Here is a 17,684-nt window from a genome sequence, read left to right on the forward strand (position 1 = left end):
TTATTTTACAATAATCTTTTTAAATACAGATTTATTACCTGCTTCAACTTTAAGAATATAAATTCCTGTTGCTTTAGCATTTAAATTTACTGTCTTATTAAATAAAGATCCTGTGTTAGTATACTTGTCGTTTAATATCTGACGTCCTCTAATATCATAAACTGTAAGCGTTACATCTTCACTAGTACTTATTGATAAAGTAATCGCTCCAGAAGTTGGGTTTGGATAAACACTAAATTGATCAAAAGCAAACTCCGCAGTAGATAAACTAGCTTGAGGTACACCAAAATAGAATGTTCCATCAATTCCTGTTGTAAATGTTCCAGACACAATAAATTCTGATCCAAAAGCTGTTACTGCTGCTGGTACAACTTCTACTTCTGTTCCATGCTCTCTAATAATACTTAAAGATGATGTTGTCTGTCCTGTAGCAGCTTCCCATCCAGCTATTTCTGCACTAGTAAAGTAAAACACGATTACTGCATCAGTACTTGTTAAAACATTTGTTGGTGTAATAGTAAACGTTTTATCTGCAAAAAAGTTTGGTGTAGTATTACCATTATAACTTTGTGCACTATTACCAGCTCTAGATACAAATACATCTAAACAGCCAAAATCTTCAATTCCATTATTAGTAATATCCAACATTAAATCAGAACTTACAGCATCACTAGATGTTACTGTTCCTGAAGTTGATAAGCTTAACTGATCTAAAGTTGCAGAATTCTCTACTGTTTGGATAGAAGTTCCTGTGGTAGCATCTACACTTAATGTATCAAATAATAATAAACCATCACCAGGTGTGTTATGGTGTCTGATTACAATTTGTCCTGTCGTCCCTGCATAAGGTGTTAAATCATGTGTTCTAATCTCTGTTCCTGTAGCTGGAACTATTCTGTCATTTTCTAATACAAACTCCTCTAAATCAGCATATGCTGTTGGAGCACTAATAGTAGTATAATACACAGAGTAATGTTCTTGATAGACACCACTTGTATTATAAGATCCAACAACATAAGATACAGCAACATCAGTTGCACTAGCTGGAATAGTAAATGCTGCAGACACTAAATATTGGTCTGGAGTATATCCACCAGTTCCTGTACCTAAAAGTGTTCCATTAGACTCAGAAAGAGCAGTATCTCCAACAATATCTCCAAAACCATCTAAGCCACCAACACCTGCATACCATGCGTTACCATCACCATCTCTATCATATACTGATAAACCAGTACCATCATCAAAATTATTAGTATACACATTAACCGTAGTTGTTAATGCTGCTGCTGCATCATCATTTAAAATTGTTAATTGATGAGTCGCTGCAGAAGCCAATGTACTTCCTGTAGTAGTAACGTTTAAATTAAGTATAACTGTTTCATCAGCTTCTACAAAACTATCATTATAAACTCTTAAAGTAATTACATTACTTCCTGTTGCAGTAGTTGCTCCTGTTGCAAAAACAACCGAGTTGTTTACTAATTCAAAATCTTCGCCTTCAACTGCTGTACCTGTAGCAACTAATGTAGCAGTAGCTGTAGCATCACCACCTTCAGATATATTTAAATCAAAATTATAATCTACAAAATCACAATCGCTACCTTCTAATGTTGACGTTGGTGCTGTTGTAGTAAAACTAATAGTTGGTTGAGAAGGATTACATACATTAGATGCATTTAATTCCATACGTCTAGGACTAGACTGCATAACAGCAACAATTCTATCTTTTTGATTTTGTGTAAAAGTATCCATACAGGCATCTGGTGTATAATCCATATAGTTTTGTACTTGGTCATTTCCTAAACCATCACTAACACAATTATCCACTGTTACACAAGAGTAATTAGGTTGATTAGAATCTGGTGTATCTGCACAAAAATCTCCTGCTGAACTACCTCCAACACAGTTAGAATTATCTCCCCAAATATGACGTAAACCTAACCAGTGCCCAACTTCATGCGTCATTGTTCTACCTAAATTATACGTTGGGTTAAGCATAAATGTACCATCATCTTCAGCTAATGTACCCATTGAGTCAAAAGCTGCAACTACACCATCTGTGTTAGCTGCTCCTCCACTTGCACTCAATCCAATTAAACCAGAATTACTAGGAAACTGTGCGTATCCTAACAAACCTCCTAAACCAGGATTAACATTATCATCCAAAGCATTTCCGCCTGGTCGTATAGTCCACATATTTAAATACATTGTTGGGTCCCACTGTGTATTTGTTTTCATAGTTTCCACATCAGATCTAATTTCCCAATCTCCAGTATTAGATGGCGTTTGGTTATTACTGTATGGTGTTATTACGTGTCTAACTACTCCTGTTGTTGGATTACCACTTTCATCTTGTTGCGCAATACAAAAATTTATCTCAACATCAACAGCTGCTCCAGTACTATTTACACCTCCTGGTGTACCTGCTAATCTTCTATAATCCTCATTCATTACCTGAATTTGAGATAACGCTTGTGCATCTGTAATATTTTCTCCTGTACCCAAAGCATCACCATCGTGAACAACGTGGATAATTACAGGTATATTATATACTACTTGCTGGCTTCTACCACTTGCTCTGTCTGCTTGAATTTGAGACAACTTTGGCGCTAACCATTCTTCAAATTGAGCATCATTTGCTCTATTTGGATATTTTTGTTGAAGTAAAAGTTCGTTTTCATCAGTTAAACATTTAGCATAACCAGTGACTTCGATAGACTGTTTAGTAGCTTCTGTTAATTCAAAAGGACCTCCATTAATTTGAAGGTTTGAATTTAAACTAGAATTACTACTTTGAATTTGCGCTACTGCGGAAACACTAGCACTCAAAAATAAAAAGGAAAATAAACCTTTAAGTGTAATTTTATTCATATTGATGTTTTAATAAACGTTAAAATGTTACTTTTTGCCGAATTTACGGAACATAATAAAAAAAATACGAAACTTTAACACACTATTTTGGTATACCAAAAAAAAGCCAGAACTGTTAAGTTCTGGCTTTATAATATAATAACTAGAAGTTGAGCATTTTAGCCTCCAAAATCATCAAATCTGATGTTTTCATCATCGATACCAAAATCTTCTCCCATTTTTTGTACTGCTTGATTCATTAATGGTGGTCCACAGAAATATAACTCTATATCTTCCGGAGCATCATGCTTAGATAAATATTGGTCTATTACCACTTGGTGAATAAATCCAACAAATCCATCACCTGACTCATCATTAATATCTGATTTCAATTTCCAATTATCAGCTTCCGTTGGGTCTGATAAAGCAATAAAGAATTTGAAGTTCGGGAAATCTTTTTCTAAAGCTCTAAAATAGTGAATGTAGAATAATTCTGCTTTAGAACGTCCACCATACCAATACGTTACTTTACGACCAGTTTTGATAGTTCTAAATAATTCATATAAATGAGAACGCATTGGTGCCATACCAGCTCCACCTCCTACATAAAGCATTTCTGCTTCAGACTCGTTGATAAAGAATTCACCGTAAGGTCCAGAAATTGTTACTTTATCTCCAACTTTTTGGTTAAAGATATAAGACGATGCTACTCCTGGATTTACATCCATCCAGCCACCTTTAGCACGATCAAAAGGAGGTGTTCCAACACGTACATTAAGCATAATTTTTCTTCCTTCGGCAGGGTAAGAAGCCATAGAGTAAGCTCTTTCAACTAACTCGTCATTTTTCATCACTAACGGTCTTAAACCAAATTTATCCCAATCTGCTTCAAACTTATCTGGCTCTCCTGGGTGATCTTCTGGATGTGCAGTGATATCCATGTCTGAATAATTAACTGTACAATTTGGAATTTCAATTTGAATATATCCACCTGCTTTGTAGTTCATATCCTCAGGGATCTCCACTACAAACTCTTTAATAAAAGTCGCTACGTTGTAGTTAGATACAACAGTTGCTTCCCATTTTTTAATCCCAAATACTTCTTCTGGAATGGTAATTTCCATGTCTTGTTTAACCTTTACTTGACAAGATAGACGTGCACCATGTGCTAGTTCTTTTCTTGAGAAGTGAGGTGTTTCTGTAGGCAAAGCTTCACCTCCACCAGATAAAACGTGACATTCACATTGAATACAAGTTCCACCACCACCACAAGCTGATGGTAAGAAAATTTTATTGTTTCCTAATGTTGATAGTAAAGTACCTCCTGAAGATACTTCTATTTCGCGTTCGCCATTTATTAAAATCTTTACTGGACCAGATGGCGATAATTTTTGTTTAACAAACAACAGTAAACTTACTAATACTAATGTAATTAGTAAAAATGCTGCTACGGTTGCTAATACTGTCCCTAATGTTCCTGCTGCTAAAATCATGTTACTCTACTATTTTAGTATTGTTAGCTAAATCTTTTGACTCAACAGTTTTAGTATCTACTTTAACTGTCTTTTCTTTTTTAGGTGCTTCTTCATCTCCTCCAGTTAACATACCTCCAAAACTCAAGAAACCAATTCCCATTAATCCTGTAATGATAAATGTGATTCCTAATCCTCTTAATGGTGCAGGTACATTACTGTATCTAATCTTTTCTCTAATTGCTGCAATTGCAAGAATAGCTAAAAACCATCCAATACCTGAAGATATACCATAATTAAATGCTAAACCTAAAGTTTCGATTTCTCTTGACTGCATAAATAATGATCCTCCTAATATCGCACAGTTTACTGCGATAAGTGGTAGGAAAATACCTAAAGAGTTATATAATGATGGCGAAAACTTTTCTACCACTATCTCTACTAATTGTACCATTGTTGCAATGGTAGCGATAAACATAATAAATGATAAGAAACTTAAATCATAATCAGCATATTCTGATCCTAACCAAGATAAAGCTCCTGGTTGCAAAATATATTGATCTAGTAACCAGTTTAATGGTACTGTAATAGCTAATACAAATATTACTGCTGCACCTAAACCTACAGCTGTTGCTACTTTTTTAGATACTGCTAGGTAAGAGCACATCCCTAAGAATACTGCAAATACCATGTTGTCTATAAAAATCGACTTGAAAAATAATTCTAAATGTTCCATAATATTTTTAGTCTTCGATTAATGCTTTATTTCTACTACGTTGTACCCAAATGATAAGTCCAACAATTATTAATGCCATAGGAGGCATTAACATAAATCCGTTGTTTTCATATCCTATTGAATATACTCCTGTTTTTTCGATTGGATCTCCTAATACTGGTATTCCGAAAAGTGTACCAGACCCTAAAAGTTCTCTAAAAAAACCAACAATTATTAAGATGACTGCATAACCTAAAGAGTTACCAATTCCGTCAAGGAAGGATCTCCAAGGTTTGTTTGCTAAAGCAAATGCTTCAAAACGTCCCATAATAATACAGTTAGTAATAATTAATCCCACAAATACTGAAAGTGTTTTACTTAGCTCGTAAGCAAAAGCTTTTAATACTTGATCTACAATAATTACTAATGCAGCAACTACAATAAGTTGTACAATAATTCTGATTTTAGAAGGTATGATGTTTCTCATTAAAGAGATAACGACGTTTCCTATTCCTAATACAAACATTACAGCAATACCCATTACCAACGACGCTTTTAACTCTGCGGTAATAGCTAAAGCAGAACATATACCTAATACTTGGATTGTAATTGGATTATTATCTGCTAAAGGATCTGTTATTAACTTTGCGTCTTTTTTTGAAAGTAGTCCCATAATTAATTGCTAGCTAGTTTTTTTAAGTTCTCGAAGTAAGGTTGATATAATCTTAAATCTTTTTTAATCATTGCTGTTACACCATCACCTGTGATAGTTGCTCCTGCTAATGCATCAACTTCGTAATCATCTTTAATTTCGTTTTTAGGATCATTATTACCTTTAGCTACAGTAATCCCTTTAAAGACACCTGCATCAGTTAGTAATTTTTCACCATAAAAATCATCCATGAAGTAACGTTGCTTTATGTTTGCTCCTAAACCTGGTGTTTCACCTGCGTGGTCAAAAAATGTACCCTGAACAACCATGTTTTCGTCTAAAGCAACATAACCCCAAATAGCATCCCAAAGTCCTTTTCCTCTAATTGGTGCAATGTAGAATGTTTTACCATCCTTTTCACCAACAAATAAAGGCAAACGTCTTGTTCCTCCTGTTTTAGCTTTAGCTTGTTCTTTTTTGATATCTATTAAATAAGCTTCATTATCTTCCTTAGCTACACCATTTTCAATAACTAATTGCTTAGTAATATATTTTGAAAAATCTGCTGCAACTTTATCTGTAGATACAAAAGTGATATCTCCATCACCTTCATTACCATTAACTCCCATAGCATACAGAATATTCTGTTGCCTTTCCATTCTTCTGTTTTCAGCAATATTTGGTTTTAATGTTGCTGCTGTAAAAGCCAATAAAGACCCTACAACTAGTACCATTACAATTGCAAATATTACGGTATATGAATTCTTGTCTGTGTTCATTGCCATGATTATGCTGTTTTAACTTTTAAACGTTTCATTCTGCGTTTTACGTTTCCTTGTATTACGTAATGGTCAATAGTAGGTGCAAAGACATTCATTAATAGAATAGCTAAGAAAACACCTTCTGGATACGCTGGATTAAATACACGGATCATTATTGAAATGAAACCAATTAAAAATCCATAAATCCATTTACCTTTATTTGTTTGAGAGGCAGTTACTGGATCCGTTGCCATATAAACAGCACCAAATAAAATACTACCAATAATTAAATGTTGCCAGAACGGTACATTCATTAATCCGTAAAATTTACTAGATTCTCCAATCCACTCAGCAGAAACAACTCCGTTAAATATTAACCCCATTGTTAAAGCTCCTATTAAAGTAGAGACAATAATTCTCCAACTTCCAACCTTAGTAAAGATTAAAAATAGAGCTCCAATGATAATTAATAACTTAGAAGTTTCTCCAACTGATCCTGGAATAAATCCAAAAAACATATCCATATAATCAATACCTGCAAGACTACTATTTTGTGCATAAGCACCAAGTAATGTTTCTCCTGATATTGCATCTGCAGTTCCTGCACGCTCAACCGCTTCATGTACCCAAACTTTATCTCCTGACATCCATGTTGGATATGCAAAAAACAAGAAAGCACGAATGGTTAATGCTGGGTTTAGGATATTCATTCCTGTCCCTCCAAAAACTTCTTTACCTATGACTACACCAAAAATTACTGCTACAGATAACATCCATAATGGAATATCAACTGGCACTATTAATGGCACTAACATACCTGTTACTAAGTAACCTTCTTCTACTTCGTGACCTTTAATTACTGCAAAAATAAATTCTACAATAAGACCAACTCCATAAGATACAATTACCAATGGTAATACTGTCCAAGCTCCAACTACAAAGTTATCCCAAGTGATAAAGTTTGCAAATAATGACGCTTCTCTAGTTATACCTGCTGCTGCGTCAATAGCTGCATAATGTTGGTAACCTGCATTAAAAATACCAAATATCAAACATGGTATTAATGCCATGATTACAATATTCATTGTACGTTTTAAATCATCTGCTGCCTTAATGTGCGTTCCACCATGAGTGGTTTCATTTGGCAAGTATAAAAAAGTATGAATTGCGTTAAACGCAGGAGCCATCTTGGTCCCTTTATACTTTTCTTTTAAATTATGTAAATTACTTTTTAAGCCCATTATCCTATTTCTTTAAGCATTAAGTCTAAACCTTCTCTAATTATCTTTTGGTGTGGTTGTTTTGACACACATACAAATTCTGTTAAAGCAAAATCTTCTGGTGCTACTTCATACATACCTAAAGCTTCCATTTCGTCTAAATCTTTGTACATACAAGCTTTTAATATTTGCATTGGAAAGATGTCTAAAGGAAATACTTCTTCATAACTACCAGTAATAACAAAAGCTCTATGCTCTCCGTTAGTATTAGTATTTAAGTCAAACTTTTTATTTGGTGTTAACCATGAAAAAGTTAAAGCTCTAGAAGTAGAAACTTTATTAAAAACTGGTTTATTCCATCCAAAAAACTCATAATCATCACCTTCAGGGATTACAGAAATTGTATTACTATAATAATCTAAATTCCCATCTGGTTTAACTTGTTTTCCTGTTAATACATTTCCAGAAATGATACGATCGTTACCGTTTTTATCCACACCATTGTCATAAACCATAGTTGCGATTTCGCTTCCTAATTTAGTTTTGAAATAACGTGGTTTTTTAACTGAAGAACCTACTAAAGCAACAATACGTTCTGCATTAAAACGTCCTGTTAACAATAATTCACCAATTATAACAAGGTCCTGAGCATTAACCGTCCAAACAACCTCACCTTTATTAACGGGATCTATTTTGTTAATCTGAGTTCCAACATTTCCTGATGGATGCGGACCAGACACCTTATGCAAAGTTATATCTGAAAGTCCTGCTAATGGCGAATTACCATTTTTTGCAACACTTACATGTACTTTACCATTAGTTAATTTACTTAAAGCAGTAACAGCAGCTTGCAGCTCAGCCTCCTTCCCTTGTAGGACGTAATCTAAATCTGCGACTAAAGGTGCACTTGCGTAAGCTGATATAAATATAGCTTTAGGCATGTTTGCAGGATTTGCAATAACATCATATGGACGTTGTTTTACAAAAGCCCAACATCCTGACTCTAATAAACGTGATTTAATAGCTTCAGCATTAGCTGAATTTAAATCTAGCTTACCATAATCCTGAAACTCTTGTTCCTTGTCTGCTTGAATTTTTACTGAAAGTATTTTTCTTTTTTCACCACGAGCTACCTCAATAATCTGTCCTGAAACAGGAGATACAAATTTTACAGCTTCATTAGACTTATCGTAAAAAACAGGTTGACCTGCCTTTACTTTATCGCCTTCTTTAGCCATTAATTTTGGTGTAACTTGATGAAAATCTTCAGGTCTAATTGAATAATAATTGCTAACAATAGCGTTTTCGGTAACCTTTTCGGCTGCTCCGACTAATTTAATATCCAGACCTTTTTTAATCTTAATGTCGTTTGACATATTATAAATCTATTGGTTAATAGTTATACTGATTGTGATTTTTATAGGCTTAAAAATCCGTGCAAATTTAATAATAAATAGATAATTAATTGACTATTTAAAAAAAAACTTTTAGGCATAGATTTTGTTTATCTTTGTTATATAAAACTGCTTACAAATGCTTAACAACATTAAACATATTTTTTTAACTTTTTTAATCACTACTATAAGCTTTGCTCAAGTTAAAGAAATAATACCGCCTGATTATGTAAAGTCAATCTATTTTAATGGAGGAACATCAGAAAGTCAATTACCAATCATTCCACTTGGACAACCTTTACTTTTAGAATTTGACGTATTAAATGGTAATGAAGATGATTATTATTACGAGATTAAGCACTATAATTTTGATTGGACTCCTTCCATATTAGTTGAGTCAGAATATTTAGATGGTTTTGATGAACAACGTATTAGAGAATACGAAAACTCTTTTAACACTTTACAAACTTTTTCTCATTATAAAGTTAGCATTCCAAACCAATTTACAAAAAGCATCAAACTTACCGGAAACTATATTATCACTATTTATGATGATTATGATGATATTATTTTTAGCCGAAAATTTATGGTATACCAACAACAAGCTAATGTTGGCCTACAAATTAGACGCTCTCGTGACGTTTCAACAATCGAACAAAAGCAATCTGTAGACATCACAATAAGTTCGGGTCAATTACAATTTGTAAATCCTACCGAGACTGTAAAAACAGTAATAATTCAAAATAACAATTTAAAAACAGCTATTACGGATTTAAAACCTCAATACATTTTAGGTAACGAGTTAAGCTACAGATACAATGAAGCCTCTAGCTTTTTTGGAGGCAATGAGTTTTTAAGTTTTGAAAACAAAGAAATACGAGCAGCAAATAATGGTGTACAATATATTAGCTTAGAAGATCTATATCAAACCTATTTATACACCAACACCTCTCGCGCTGACCTAGAATACACCTACAATCCAGATATAAACGGAAACTTTTTTATAACAGCTTTAAACTCGGACAAACCAGAAACCGAAGCAGATTATGCTTGGGTACATTTTTCTTTACAATATCCAACTATTGAAAAAGGTCAATCCATTCATGTTTATGGAAATTTTAATAATTATGATATTGAACCACAAACTAAACTTGAACATTATGAAGAAGAAGGTGTTTACAGTATTGCTATAAAATTAAAGCAAGGTTTTTATAATTATAAATATGCAATTGTCGACAAAAGTGGCAACATAGACGAACACACTATTGGAGGCAGCTTTTGGCAAACAGAGAACAATTATAAAGTTTTAGTGTATTACAAAGAATTAGGAGCTAGATATGACAAAATTATTGGTTTAGGCGAAGCTAATTCGGTTGGGATTACCAATTAACACTCATTAAAAGTAAGTTTTATCCCATTATATCGACCAAATAAATATATAATTTTCTTATTTTTACAATAAGCAACTACATACTAACATGGTACAACAAGTTACAAAAGGGATAAAAATATCCGTAGACACTAAATTTGAAGGCACGTTTTATAAAAACTATAAAATTAACTTTGCTTTTGGATATGACGTAACCATTGAAAACCAAAGTAAGGATGTTGTCCAGCTTAATGCTAGGCATTGGACTATTTTGGATGCCCTAAATAATATTGAGATTGTAGCAGGAGAAGGCGTTATTGGACAAAAACCAGTATTACAACCTGGTGAGAGTCACACCTACTCTTCTGGCTGCTTACTTACCTCTCCATTTGGAGCCATGAAAGGTTTTTACAGTATGATAAATTACTCAACTGCCAAAAACTTTGAAGTTATCATTCCTACTTTTAAACTAAGCGCTCCATTTGCACTTAACTAAAACTACATACTCTTATTCTTTCTAGATAAAAGAACCATTCTTCCTTTAACTACAAATAATTTACGGTTTTACTAACCGTAATAACCCAACAAAAAATTGTAACTTTGTAGTATTATTTTTAAACTAAAAACACAACACTTATCATGGGAAAAGGATTTTTCAATGTACCAATTGCGGTGAATGAACCTGTAAAAAGTTACGCTCCTGGCTCTCCAGAAAGAGCAGCAGTTTTAGACGCTTATAAAACAATGTTTAACAGCAAAATTGATGTACCTATGTACATTAATGGACAAGATGTTACAACAGAAAAAACACATACAATGTCTCCTCCACATGACCATAAACATGTTGTTGGAACACACGCTATTGCGGAAAAAAAACATATTGACCAAGCAATATCAACTGCTTTAGAAGCTAGAACAGCTTGGGCAGACACACCTTGGGAACATAGAGCTGGTATCTTTTTAAAAGCAGCCGAATTAATCGCAGGTCCTTACAGAGCAAAGATTAACGCTGCTACAATGATAGCACAATCAAAAACTGTACACCAAGCAGAAATCGATGCTGCTTGTGAGCTAATTGACTTTTTACGTTTTAACGTACAGTACATGACAGAGATTTATCATGATCAACCAGAAAGCACAAGCGATGCCTGGAACCGTCTAGAATACAGACCTCTTGAAGGCTTCGTATATGCTGTAACACCTTTTAACTTTACTGCAATTGCTGGAAACTTACCTGCTTGTATGGCATTAATGGGTAACGTTGTTGTATGGAAGCCAAGTGATTCTCAAATATATTCTGCTAAAGTAATCATGGATGTATTTAAAGAAGCAGGTGTACCTGCAGGTGTAATTAACGTTGTATTTGGTGACCCAGTCATGATTACAGATACCGTTTTAGCTAGTCCAGATTTCTCTGGTTTACACTTTACAGGTTCTACTTATGTATTTAAAGAGTTATGGAAACAAATAGGTAACAATATACACAACTACAAAACGTATCCTAAAATTGTTGGAGAAACAGGAGGAAAAGATTTTATAGTTGCACATAAAACTGCACATCCAAAACAAGTAGCTACTGCAATTGTAAGAGGTGCTTTTGAGTTTCAAGGACAAAAATGTAGTGCAGCCTCTAGAGCTTATGTTTCTAAAAGTATTTGGAACGAGGTTAAAGGTTATGTAATTGAAGATGTTAACTCATTTAAAATGGGATCTCCAGAAGATTTAAGCAATTTTGTTACTGCTGTAATCCATGAAGGATCTTTTGATAAGTTAGCTAAATATATAGATCAAGCTAAAGCAGATAGTAATGTAGAAATTATTGTTGGAGGAAACCACGACAAAACTAAAGGTTACTTTATCGAGCCTACAGTTATTGTTACTGAAGACCCTAACTATACTACAATGCGTGAAGAGTTATTTGGTCCAGTAATGACAATTTATGTCTATGATGACGATAAATTTACTGAAACATTAACATTAGTTGATCAAACAAGCGAGTATGCGTTAACTGGAGCAATTTTAGCACAAGACAGATACGCAGTTGTACAAGCAACTAAAGCGTTACAAAACTGTGCTGGAAACTTCTATATTAATGATAAACCAACAGGTGCTGTCGTTGGACAACAACCATTTGGAGGTGCAAGAGCATCTGGAACAAATGACAAAGCTGGTAGCGCATTAAACTTATTACGTTGGGTATCTCCAAGAATGATTAAAGAGACTTTTGTAACTCCTGTAGATTACAGATATCCTTTTTTAGGAGAATAGTACTTTAGGTATACTATCACACATAAAAAAACGCGAACCAAATGGTTCGCGTTTTTTTGTTCTATTCACTTTAGTAAAAATAAATTTACTTTTTAAGCTCTAATTTTTCTGCAAAGTAATCACAAAAATCCTTCATTGTAGCAGTCATTTTTTCGTCCTGAGTTGCCCTATTAAAAGTATCACTCATGGCTACTAATGTTTGATGAAAAAACACTTTCATTTCATCCACTGGCATATCCTTAGTCCATAAGTCAATTCTTAAAGATTCCTGAGCTACATTATCCCAAACGGATAGCATCATTGCTTTAGCCTCAGCATTTTTAATACCTCCATCTTGTGCTGTCCAATTTAATTTTTCAGGCACTCTGTTTTCGTCTAACTCAACTTTTAAAGTTATTTCTGATGTTATTTTAGCCATTACTGTCTTGGTTTATATTTAGATTTATTAAATACGATTTGTGCTGGAGTATTAAGCAACTCTGTTAATGTAACAGAGTTATTATCCATATAGGCTTTTACAATTTGCCAGCCAACAAATTGTCCTACTTTACCTGGTGACTCATTATCTATTTCTGCTAAATAAAATTTTGAGAAAGGTGCTGGATTAATAAAACGATTAGGTAATTTAGAGTCTGTACTGTACAATAACTCTTTGTCAATAAAGTACTGCCAAATTTGCTCTTGATTAGCATATACCCAATCTAATTGCAATTGTGTGTAACCTATTTTTTGAGCATCAGTTTTAAATGGTATAATCTTATCCTTTATATACAAAAGCTTCCCTGAATAGATCATCTCTTCTAACAAGTTTGTACGTTTAGAGTTTAGCACCATCTTCTCTGCATAAGCATTTGCCAAGTCTACGACTATCTTATCCGCAGTCATGTTAGCAGAGATATAAGTTTGTAAGCCTTGATAAAAAAAATGATCTGATCCTAAAAAGGTATCTAACTCTAAAATAGCAATAGTATCTGTTACAATTACCTTGTTGCGGTAATCAACATCAGAGGTGGATGTGATAACTCTAGGCGTCTTAAAATTTGGAAAATAATACTTTAAGTGTTTAAACAATTGCTTAATTTCCTGCGTTTCTGTTTTTAAGTCTGGAAATATTTTAATAGTCTCTTCGCTTAATTGATTTTGCAAAGTATCATTCATTTTTTGTATCCAAAATTGGTCGTCAAACTGTTTAGGAAACATGAATGGATAAGCCATTTTTAATTGCGGTAAATCTTCTGGCTTAGCTTCCGCGAAAGCGATATCAAAACGCTCTACAGCAAGATTTATATCAATCTTAGCTATTTTGGCTGCTTCTTTATTATCATCTTGACAAGAAAACAATGTAAAAAACAATGATATTATTAAAATGAATACTCTCATAAAACTTAAGGTCTCTTAATTTTTATTACTAAAGGGATTACTTTATTTTTGTTAGGCAAAGGTACTATACTTTGCTTTAAATTCTTTGATTATGCAAACAGAAAAAGTTGTAAAACATATTGTAGATTGGTTAAAAACATATGCTAATAACGCAAAAGTAAATGGTTTTGTTGTAGGTATTTCTGGCGGAATTGACAGTGCTGTAACCTCTACCCTTTGTGCGCAAACTGGTTTAAAGGTGCTTTGCGTAGAAATGCCTATACATCAGGCTGCCAGTCACGTCTCTAGAGGTCAAGAACATATTGAGCAATTAAAAAAACGCTATCCCAATGTGGAAGGGATTATATCTGACCTAACACCTGTTTTTGAAGAGTTTAAAACAGAAGTATCCCTAGAAGGTAAAAAAGAAGTGGTGGATATGGCTCTTGCCAATACACGTGCTAGATTACGTATGACGACATTATATTATCATGCTGGTTTACTAGGTTTATTAGTTGCTGGTACTGGTAATAAAGTAGAAGATTTTGGTGTTGGGTTTTACACAAAGTATGGTGATGGCGGAGTAGATTTAAGTCCTATTGCAGATTTAATGAAAAGTGAAGTGTATAAGTTAGGTGAATTTTTAAATGTACCAAAATCCATAATTAAAGCTGCACCTAGTGATGGTTTGTTTGGAGATGCACGAAGTGACGAAGACCAAATTGGTGCATCTTACCCAGAATTAGAATGGGCTATGAAAATGAAAGATGAAGGGAAAACTATATCTGACTTTGAAGGAAGAGAATTAGAAGTCTTTAAAATATTTAAACGATACAATACCAACAACTTACACAAAATGGTTGCAATTCCTGTCTGTAATATCCCTAAAGATTTAATCTAATAGTCTTTAATCCTATAATTTTATATACCTTTACGACGCTATTATTATTTCTATAACTCAAGTCTTTTTTTAATTAAAAAGGCCCTAAAAAACTAATTGACCATGGTTAAACTAATGGTTGCGGATAATCATCCTATAGTAACTAAAGGATTAGAATTGGTATTTGCTAACTCTAGAGACATAAAATTTGTCGCATCGGTTGCAGATGGCGAAGCTATTTTTGACGCACTAAAACAGTACACAACAGACATCTTAATTTGCGAAATTGACTTACCTAAACTTAACGGTATAAGTGTATTACGTCGCATTAAAAAAGAAAACCCAGAAGTAAAAGTTATTATTTACAGCGCACAGCAAGAAGAAGTTTATGCTGTAAGTGCTATTAAAGCTGGAGCAGATGGCTATGTTAACAAATCCACTGACTTACTAACTTTAAAAGATGCTATAATGAAAGTGTATTTGGGCGGACTTTATATAAGCCCAAATTTATCTAGAAAAATTGCATTGGACAAAAACAGTGGAAAAAGTAATTACTACAAAAAACTATCTACAAGAGAGGTTGAAGTTTTAAAGCTTTTATCTAACGGTAGACGTAACAAAGAAATTGCTGAGGAATTACAGATTAACGAAAAAACGGTTAGTACCTATCGTGCTAGGCTAATGAAAAAGCTTAATGTAACTAACTTAATTGATTTAGTAAACCAAGCAAAAAGTTTAGATTTATAAAGCTCTATTTAGCTTTCTTGACAACAACATTTTTAAACCTGAGTAATCCTTGACTTCTTCAAGGATTTCTCGGTTTATAGTGTTTCTATCTTCTAATGTTTCTTTTTGAAACTGTAATACTTTTTGATCAATTAAAAAGCAACGTAAAGTCAAAATAGTCTCGCTAACTAATTGCGCAACAGAGTCTATTTTTGTTTTTGGAAAAATATTATTACGATGCCAATCGGATAACGCATAACGCTCATCCTCCATTAAAATAGATGTGATTTCAGAGGCTAAAATAGGATCTATTGTGTTAATAATGCTTTCTATTTTAAATTCAGGATTTTGATTTAAAGCTTCAATTATTGCAAAATAAATATCTTTAAACTGTGGGTTTAAAAATTCCATTTCGTCTTCTTGTAAGTCTAAGTATATTTTTTCAAACACTTTAGCTTCTTGAACAACTGGTTCTAACTCTAACTGACCATTGTCTGCTTCTTTTAAAACTAAGTCTTCAAAATCTTCTTTTCTGTTTCCGTAAAGTAGTAGTATCTCAATAATTTTTCGCTCTAAGGTATATTGCACATCAACCTTTTTAACTGCTGGTTGACTTTTAATAACTTCAAAAGCTTGCGGGTTTTGAGGTTGTTTCGCTGCCTCATTTTGCTCTTTATTAGTCATTTGAGCTAGAGTAGAAAATAAAACCTCTTCACTTATATCCATTATCCTTGCGCACTCTTGGATATAAATTTCTGTTTTAATTCTATCCGGAATTTTAGCAATACTATTTACAATATCTCTAATGGTTTCGGCCTTTTTAATTGGATCGTTTTTAGCACTTTCATATAAAACCGAAGCTTTAAACTGGATAAAATCCTTAGCATTTTGATCTAAATAGGCTGTTAGCTCCTCTAATGTATTTGATTTTGCAAAGCTATCTGGATCCTCTCCTTCTGGAAACGTACAAACCTTGACATTCATACCTTGCTCTAGGATTAAATCTATACCTCTTAAAGAGGCTCTCATACCTGCAGCATCACCATCAAACAAAACAGTAATGTTTTTTGTTAAACGGTTAATTAATCTAATTTGGTCACTAGTTAAGGCTGTACCAGAACTAGAAACTACATTTTTAATTCCTGTTTGATGAAATTGGATTACATCTGTATAACCTTCTACTAAATAACAATTATCCTCCTTTGCAATGGATTGTTTAGCATGATAAATACCATATAAGACTTTACTTTTATGATACAAGTCGCTTTCTGGACTGTTTAAATATTTAGCAGCTTTTTTATCATTAGTTAAAATACGACCACCAAATCCTAAAACACGACCACTCATACTTTGTATAGGAAACAAAACACGTCCTTTAAAACGGTCAAACTGCTTAGTCTCCTTTACTATAGTTAAACCTGTAGCTTCTAAAAACTCTAAATTATATCCTTTTTTTAAGGCTGCATCTGTAAAAGCACTCCATTGATCTAAACTGTAACCAAGTTCAAACTTTTTGATAGTTTCTGTTGTAAAGCCTCGCTCCTTAAAATAACTTAATCCTATTGCTTTACCTTGATCTGTATTATGTAGTGTATTTTGAAAATAACTACTAGCAAACTCACTAACTAAATATAGGCTCTCACGTTTATCTTGTGCTTGTTTTTGCTCGTTAGACTGCTCTGTTTCTTCTATTTCAATATTATACTTTTTAGCTAAATATTTAATAGCTTCAGGATAGGTAAAATGTTCATGCTCCATTAAAAAAGCAACGACGTTTCCTCCTTTTCCACTTGAAAAATCTTTCCAAATTTGCTTAACTGGCGACACCACAAAACTTGGAGAACGTTCTTCTGAAAAAGGACTTAATCCTTTAAAATTACTTCCGGCTTTTTTTAGCTGAACAAAATCACCGATAACCTCTTCCAGTCTGGCTGTTTCATATACTTGGTCTATGGTAGATTTTGTAATCAAGATTAAATTTTATTGAATTTTTAGAATGTAAAAGTAATACAAAATAA

15 protein-coding genes are annotated in these 17,684 nt (G+C 33.3%); 5 read left to right on the top strand and 10 right to left on the bottom strand.

All coding sequences use genetic code 11. The annotated features are described in order from the left end of the window. The 7 genes from WNY60_RS03195 to WNY60_RS03225 all read right to left on the bottom strand — a co-directional run bounded on the left by WNY60_RS03195 (position 1) and on the right by WNY60_RS03225 (position 9,046). Entirely contained in the window at positions 1 to 2,871 is a 2,871-nt protein-coding gene (locus tag WNY60_RS03195; RefSeq protein ID WP_342861508.1) for a T9SS type A sorting domain-containing protein, read from the bottom strand. Positions 2,872 to 3,029: 158 nt separating this feature from the next. Then, positions 3,030 to 4,343 (bottom strand): NADH:ubiquinone reductase (Na(+)-transporting) subunit F, encoded by a 1,314-nt coding sequence (gene nqrF / locus WNY60_RS03200; protein ID WP_342861509.1) that lies wholly within the window; start codon positions 4,341 to 4,343, stop codon positions 3,030 to 3,032. 1 nt (position 4,344) lies between these two features. Then, the gene (gene nqrE / locus WNY60_RS03205; protein ID WP_342861689.1) at positions 4,345 to 5,061 is read right to left on the bottom strand and encodes an NADH:ubiquinone reductase (Na(+)-transporting) subunit E; all 717 of its coding nucleotides are present in this window, start codon (positions 5,059 to 5,061) and stop codon (positions 4,345 to 4,347) included. Between the two features lie 4 nt (positions 5,062 to 5,065). After that, a complete protein-coding gene (locus WNY60_RS03210) occupies positions 5,066 to 5,710 on the bottom strand; it encodes an NADH:ubiquinone reductase (Na(+)-transporting) subunit D (RefSeq protein ID WP_339809152.1) in 645 nt (214 codons plus the stop codon). A gap of 2 nt (positions 5,711 to 5,712) precedes the next feature. Then, a complete protein-coding gene (locus tag WNY60_RS03215; RefSeq protein ID WP_339809151.1) occupies positions 5,713 to 6,474 on the bottom strand; it encodes a Na(+)-translocating NADH-quinone reductase subunit C in 762 nt (253 codons plus the stop codon). Between the two features lie 2 nt (positions 6,475 to 6,476). Then, positions 6,477 to 7,691, bottom strand: coding sequence for an NADH:ubiquinone reductase (Na(+)-transporting) subunit B (locus tag WNY60_RS03220; RefSeq protein WP_292947154.1), 1,215 nt, complete (start codon positions 7,689 to 7,691; stop codon positions 6,477 to 6,479). Continuing rightward, a complete protein-coding gene (locus WNY60_RS03225) occupies positions 7,691 to 9,046 on the bottom strand; it encodes a Na(+)-translocating NADH-quinone reductase subunit A (RefSeq protein ID WP_339809150.1) in 1,356 nt (451 codons plus the stop codon). The genes WNY60_RS03220 and WNY60_RS03225 overlap by 1 nt, the downstream gene beginning before the upstream one ends. 157 nt (positions 9,047 to 9,203) lie before the next feature. Here WNY60_RS03225 and WNY60_RS03230 point away from each other — a divergent pair, with 157 nt between their 5' ends. The 3 genes from WNY60_RS03230 to pruA all read left to right on the top strand — a co-directional run bounded on the left by WNY60_RS03230 (position 9,204) and on the right by pruA (position 12,701). Beyond that, the gene (locus WNY60_RS03230) at positions 9,204 to 10,454 is read left to right on the top strand and encodes a type IX secretion system plug protein domain-containing protein (protein WP_342861511.1); all 1,251 of its coding nucleotides are present in this window, start codon (positions 9,204 to 9,206) and stop codon (positions 10,452 to 10,454) included. Between the two features lie 88 nt (positions 10,455 to 10,542). Beyond that, positions 10,543 to 10,929 (top strand): Co2+/Mg2+ efflux protein ApaG, encoded by a 387-nt coding sequence (gene apaG / locus WNY60_RS03235; RefSeq protein ID WP_145006328.1) that lies wholly within the window; start codon positions 10,543 to 10,545, stop codon positions 10,927 to 10,929. 143 nt (positions 10,930 to 11,072) lie between these two features. Continuing rightward, positions 11,073 to 12,701, top strand: a complete 1,629-nt coding sequence (pruA, locus tag WNY60_RS03240) for an L-glutamate gamma-semialdehyde dehydrogenase (protein WP_292947142.1) — start codon at positions 11,073 to 11,075, stop codon at positions 12,699 to 12,701. A gap of 85 nt (positions 12,702 to 12,786) precedes the next feature. On the opposite strand, the gene gldC is transcribed toward pruA, so the two are convergent. Both gldC and gldB read right to left on the bottom strand, forming a co-directional pair. Beyond that, positions 12,787 to 13,119, bottom strand: coding sequence for a gliding motility protein GldC (gldC, locus tag WNY60_RS03245; protein ID WP_090841916.1), 333 nt, complete (start codon positions 13,117 to 13,119; stop codon positions 12,787 to 12,789). Continuing rightward, the gene (gldB, locus tag WNY60_RS03250) at positions 13,119 to 14,081 is read right to left on the bottom strand and encodes a gliding motility lipoprotein GldB (protein ID WP_342861512.1); all 963 of its coding nucleotides are present in this window, start codon (positions 14,079 to 14,081) and stop codon (positions 13,119 to 13,121) included. The genes gldC and gldB overlap by 1 nt, the downstream gene beginning before the upstream one ends. A 91-nt stretch (positions 14,082 to 14,172) precedes the next feature. Between gldB and nadE the strand changes: the two genes are divergently transcribed. Together nadE and WNY60_RS03260 are read left to right on the top strand one after the other, a co-directional pair. Beyond that, entirely contained in the window at positions 14,173 to 14,961 is a 789-nt protein-coding gene (gene nadE / locus WNY60_RS03255) for an NAD(+) synthase (RefSeq protein ID WP_339809146.1), read from the top strand. A 102-nt stretch (positions 14,962 to 15,063) separates the two neighbouring features. Then, positions 15,064 to 15,687 (top strand): response regulator transcription factor, encoded by a 624-nt coding sequence (locus WNY60_RS03260; RefSeq protein ID WP_145006316.1) that lies wholly within the window; start codon positions 15,064 to 15,066, stop codon positions 15,685 to 15,687. Here WNY60_RS03260 and dnaG read toward each other — a convergent pair. After that, a complete protein-coding gene (gene dnaG / locus WNY60_RS03265; protein WP_339809145.1) occupies positions 15,682 to 17,637 on the bottom strand; it encodes a DNA primase in 1,956 nt (651 codons plus the stop codon). The genes WNY60_RS03260 and dnaG overlap by 6 nt on opposite strands. Positions 17,638 to 17,684: the final 47 nt, after the last annotated feature.

This window comes from Olleya sp. AS48, assembly GCF_038900355.1.
Taxonomy (GTDB): Bacteria; Bacteroidota; Bacteroidia; order Flavobacteriales; family Flavobacteriaceae; genus Olleya.

Bases quoted from the DNA above. Each gene is read 5' to 3' on its own strand.
- gldC (WP_090841916.1), bottom strand. From the start codon at position 13,119: ATGGCTAAAATAACATCAGAAATAACTTTAAAAGTTGAGTTAGACGAA.
- WNY60_RS03215 (WP_339809151.1), bottom strand. From the start codon at position 6,474: ATGGCAATGAACACAGACAAGAATTCATATACCGTAATATTTGCAATT.
- pruA (WP_292947142.1), top strand. From the start codon at position 11,073: ATGGGAAAAGGATTTTTCAATGTACCAATTGCGGTGAATGAACCTGTA.
- WNY60_RS03260 (WP_145006316.1), top strand. From the start codon at position 15,064: ATGGTTAAACTAATGGTTGCGGATAATCATCCTATAGTAACTAAAGGA.
- WNY60_RS03220 (WP_292947154.1), bottom strand. From the start codon at position 7,691: ATGGGCTTAAAAAGTAATTTACATAATTTAAAAGAAAAGTATAAAGGG.
- WNY60_RS03230 (WP_342861511.1), top strand. From the start codon at position 9,204: ATGCTTAACAACATTAAACATATTTTTTTAACTTTTTTAATCACTACT.
- WNY60_RS03210 (WP_339809152.1), bottom strand. From the start codon at position 5,710: ATGGGACTACTTTCAAAAAAAGACGCAAAGTTAATAACAGATCCTTTA.
- apaG (WP_145006328.1), top strand. From the start codon at position 10,543: ATGGTACAACAAGTTACAAAAGGGATAAAAATATCCGTAGACACTAAA.
- nqrF (WP_342861509.1), bottom strand. From the start codon at position 4,343: ATGATTTTAGCAGCAGGAACATTAGGGACAGTATTAGCAACCGTAGCA.
- nadE (WP_339809146.1), top strand. From the start codon at position 14,173: ATGCAAACAGAAAAAGTTGTAAAACATATTGTAGATTGGTTAAAAACA.
- gldB (WP_342861512.1), bottom strand. From the start codon at position 14,081: ATGAGAGTATTCATTTTAATAATATCATTGTTTTTTACATTGTTTTCT.
- WNY60_RS03195 (WP_342861508.1), bottom strand. From the start codon at position 2,871: ATGAATAAAATTACACTTAAAGGTTTATTTTCCTTTTTATTTTTGAGT.
- WNY60_RS03225 (WP_339809150.1), bottom strand. From the start codon at position 9,046: ATGTCAAACGACATTAAGATTAAAAAAGGTCTGGATATTAAATTAGTC.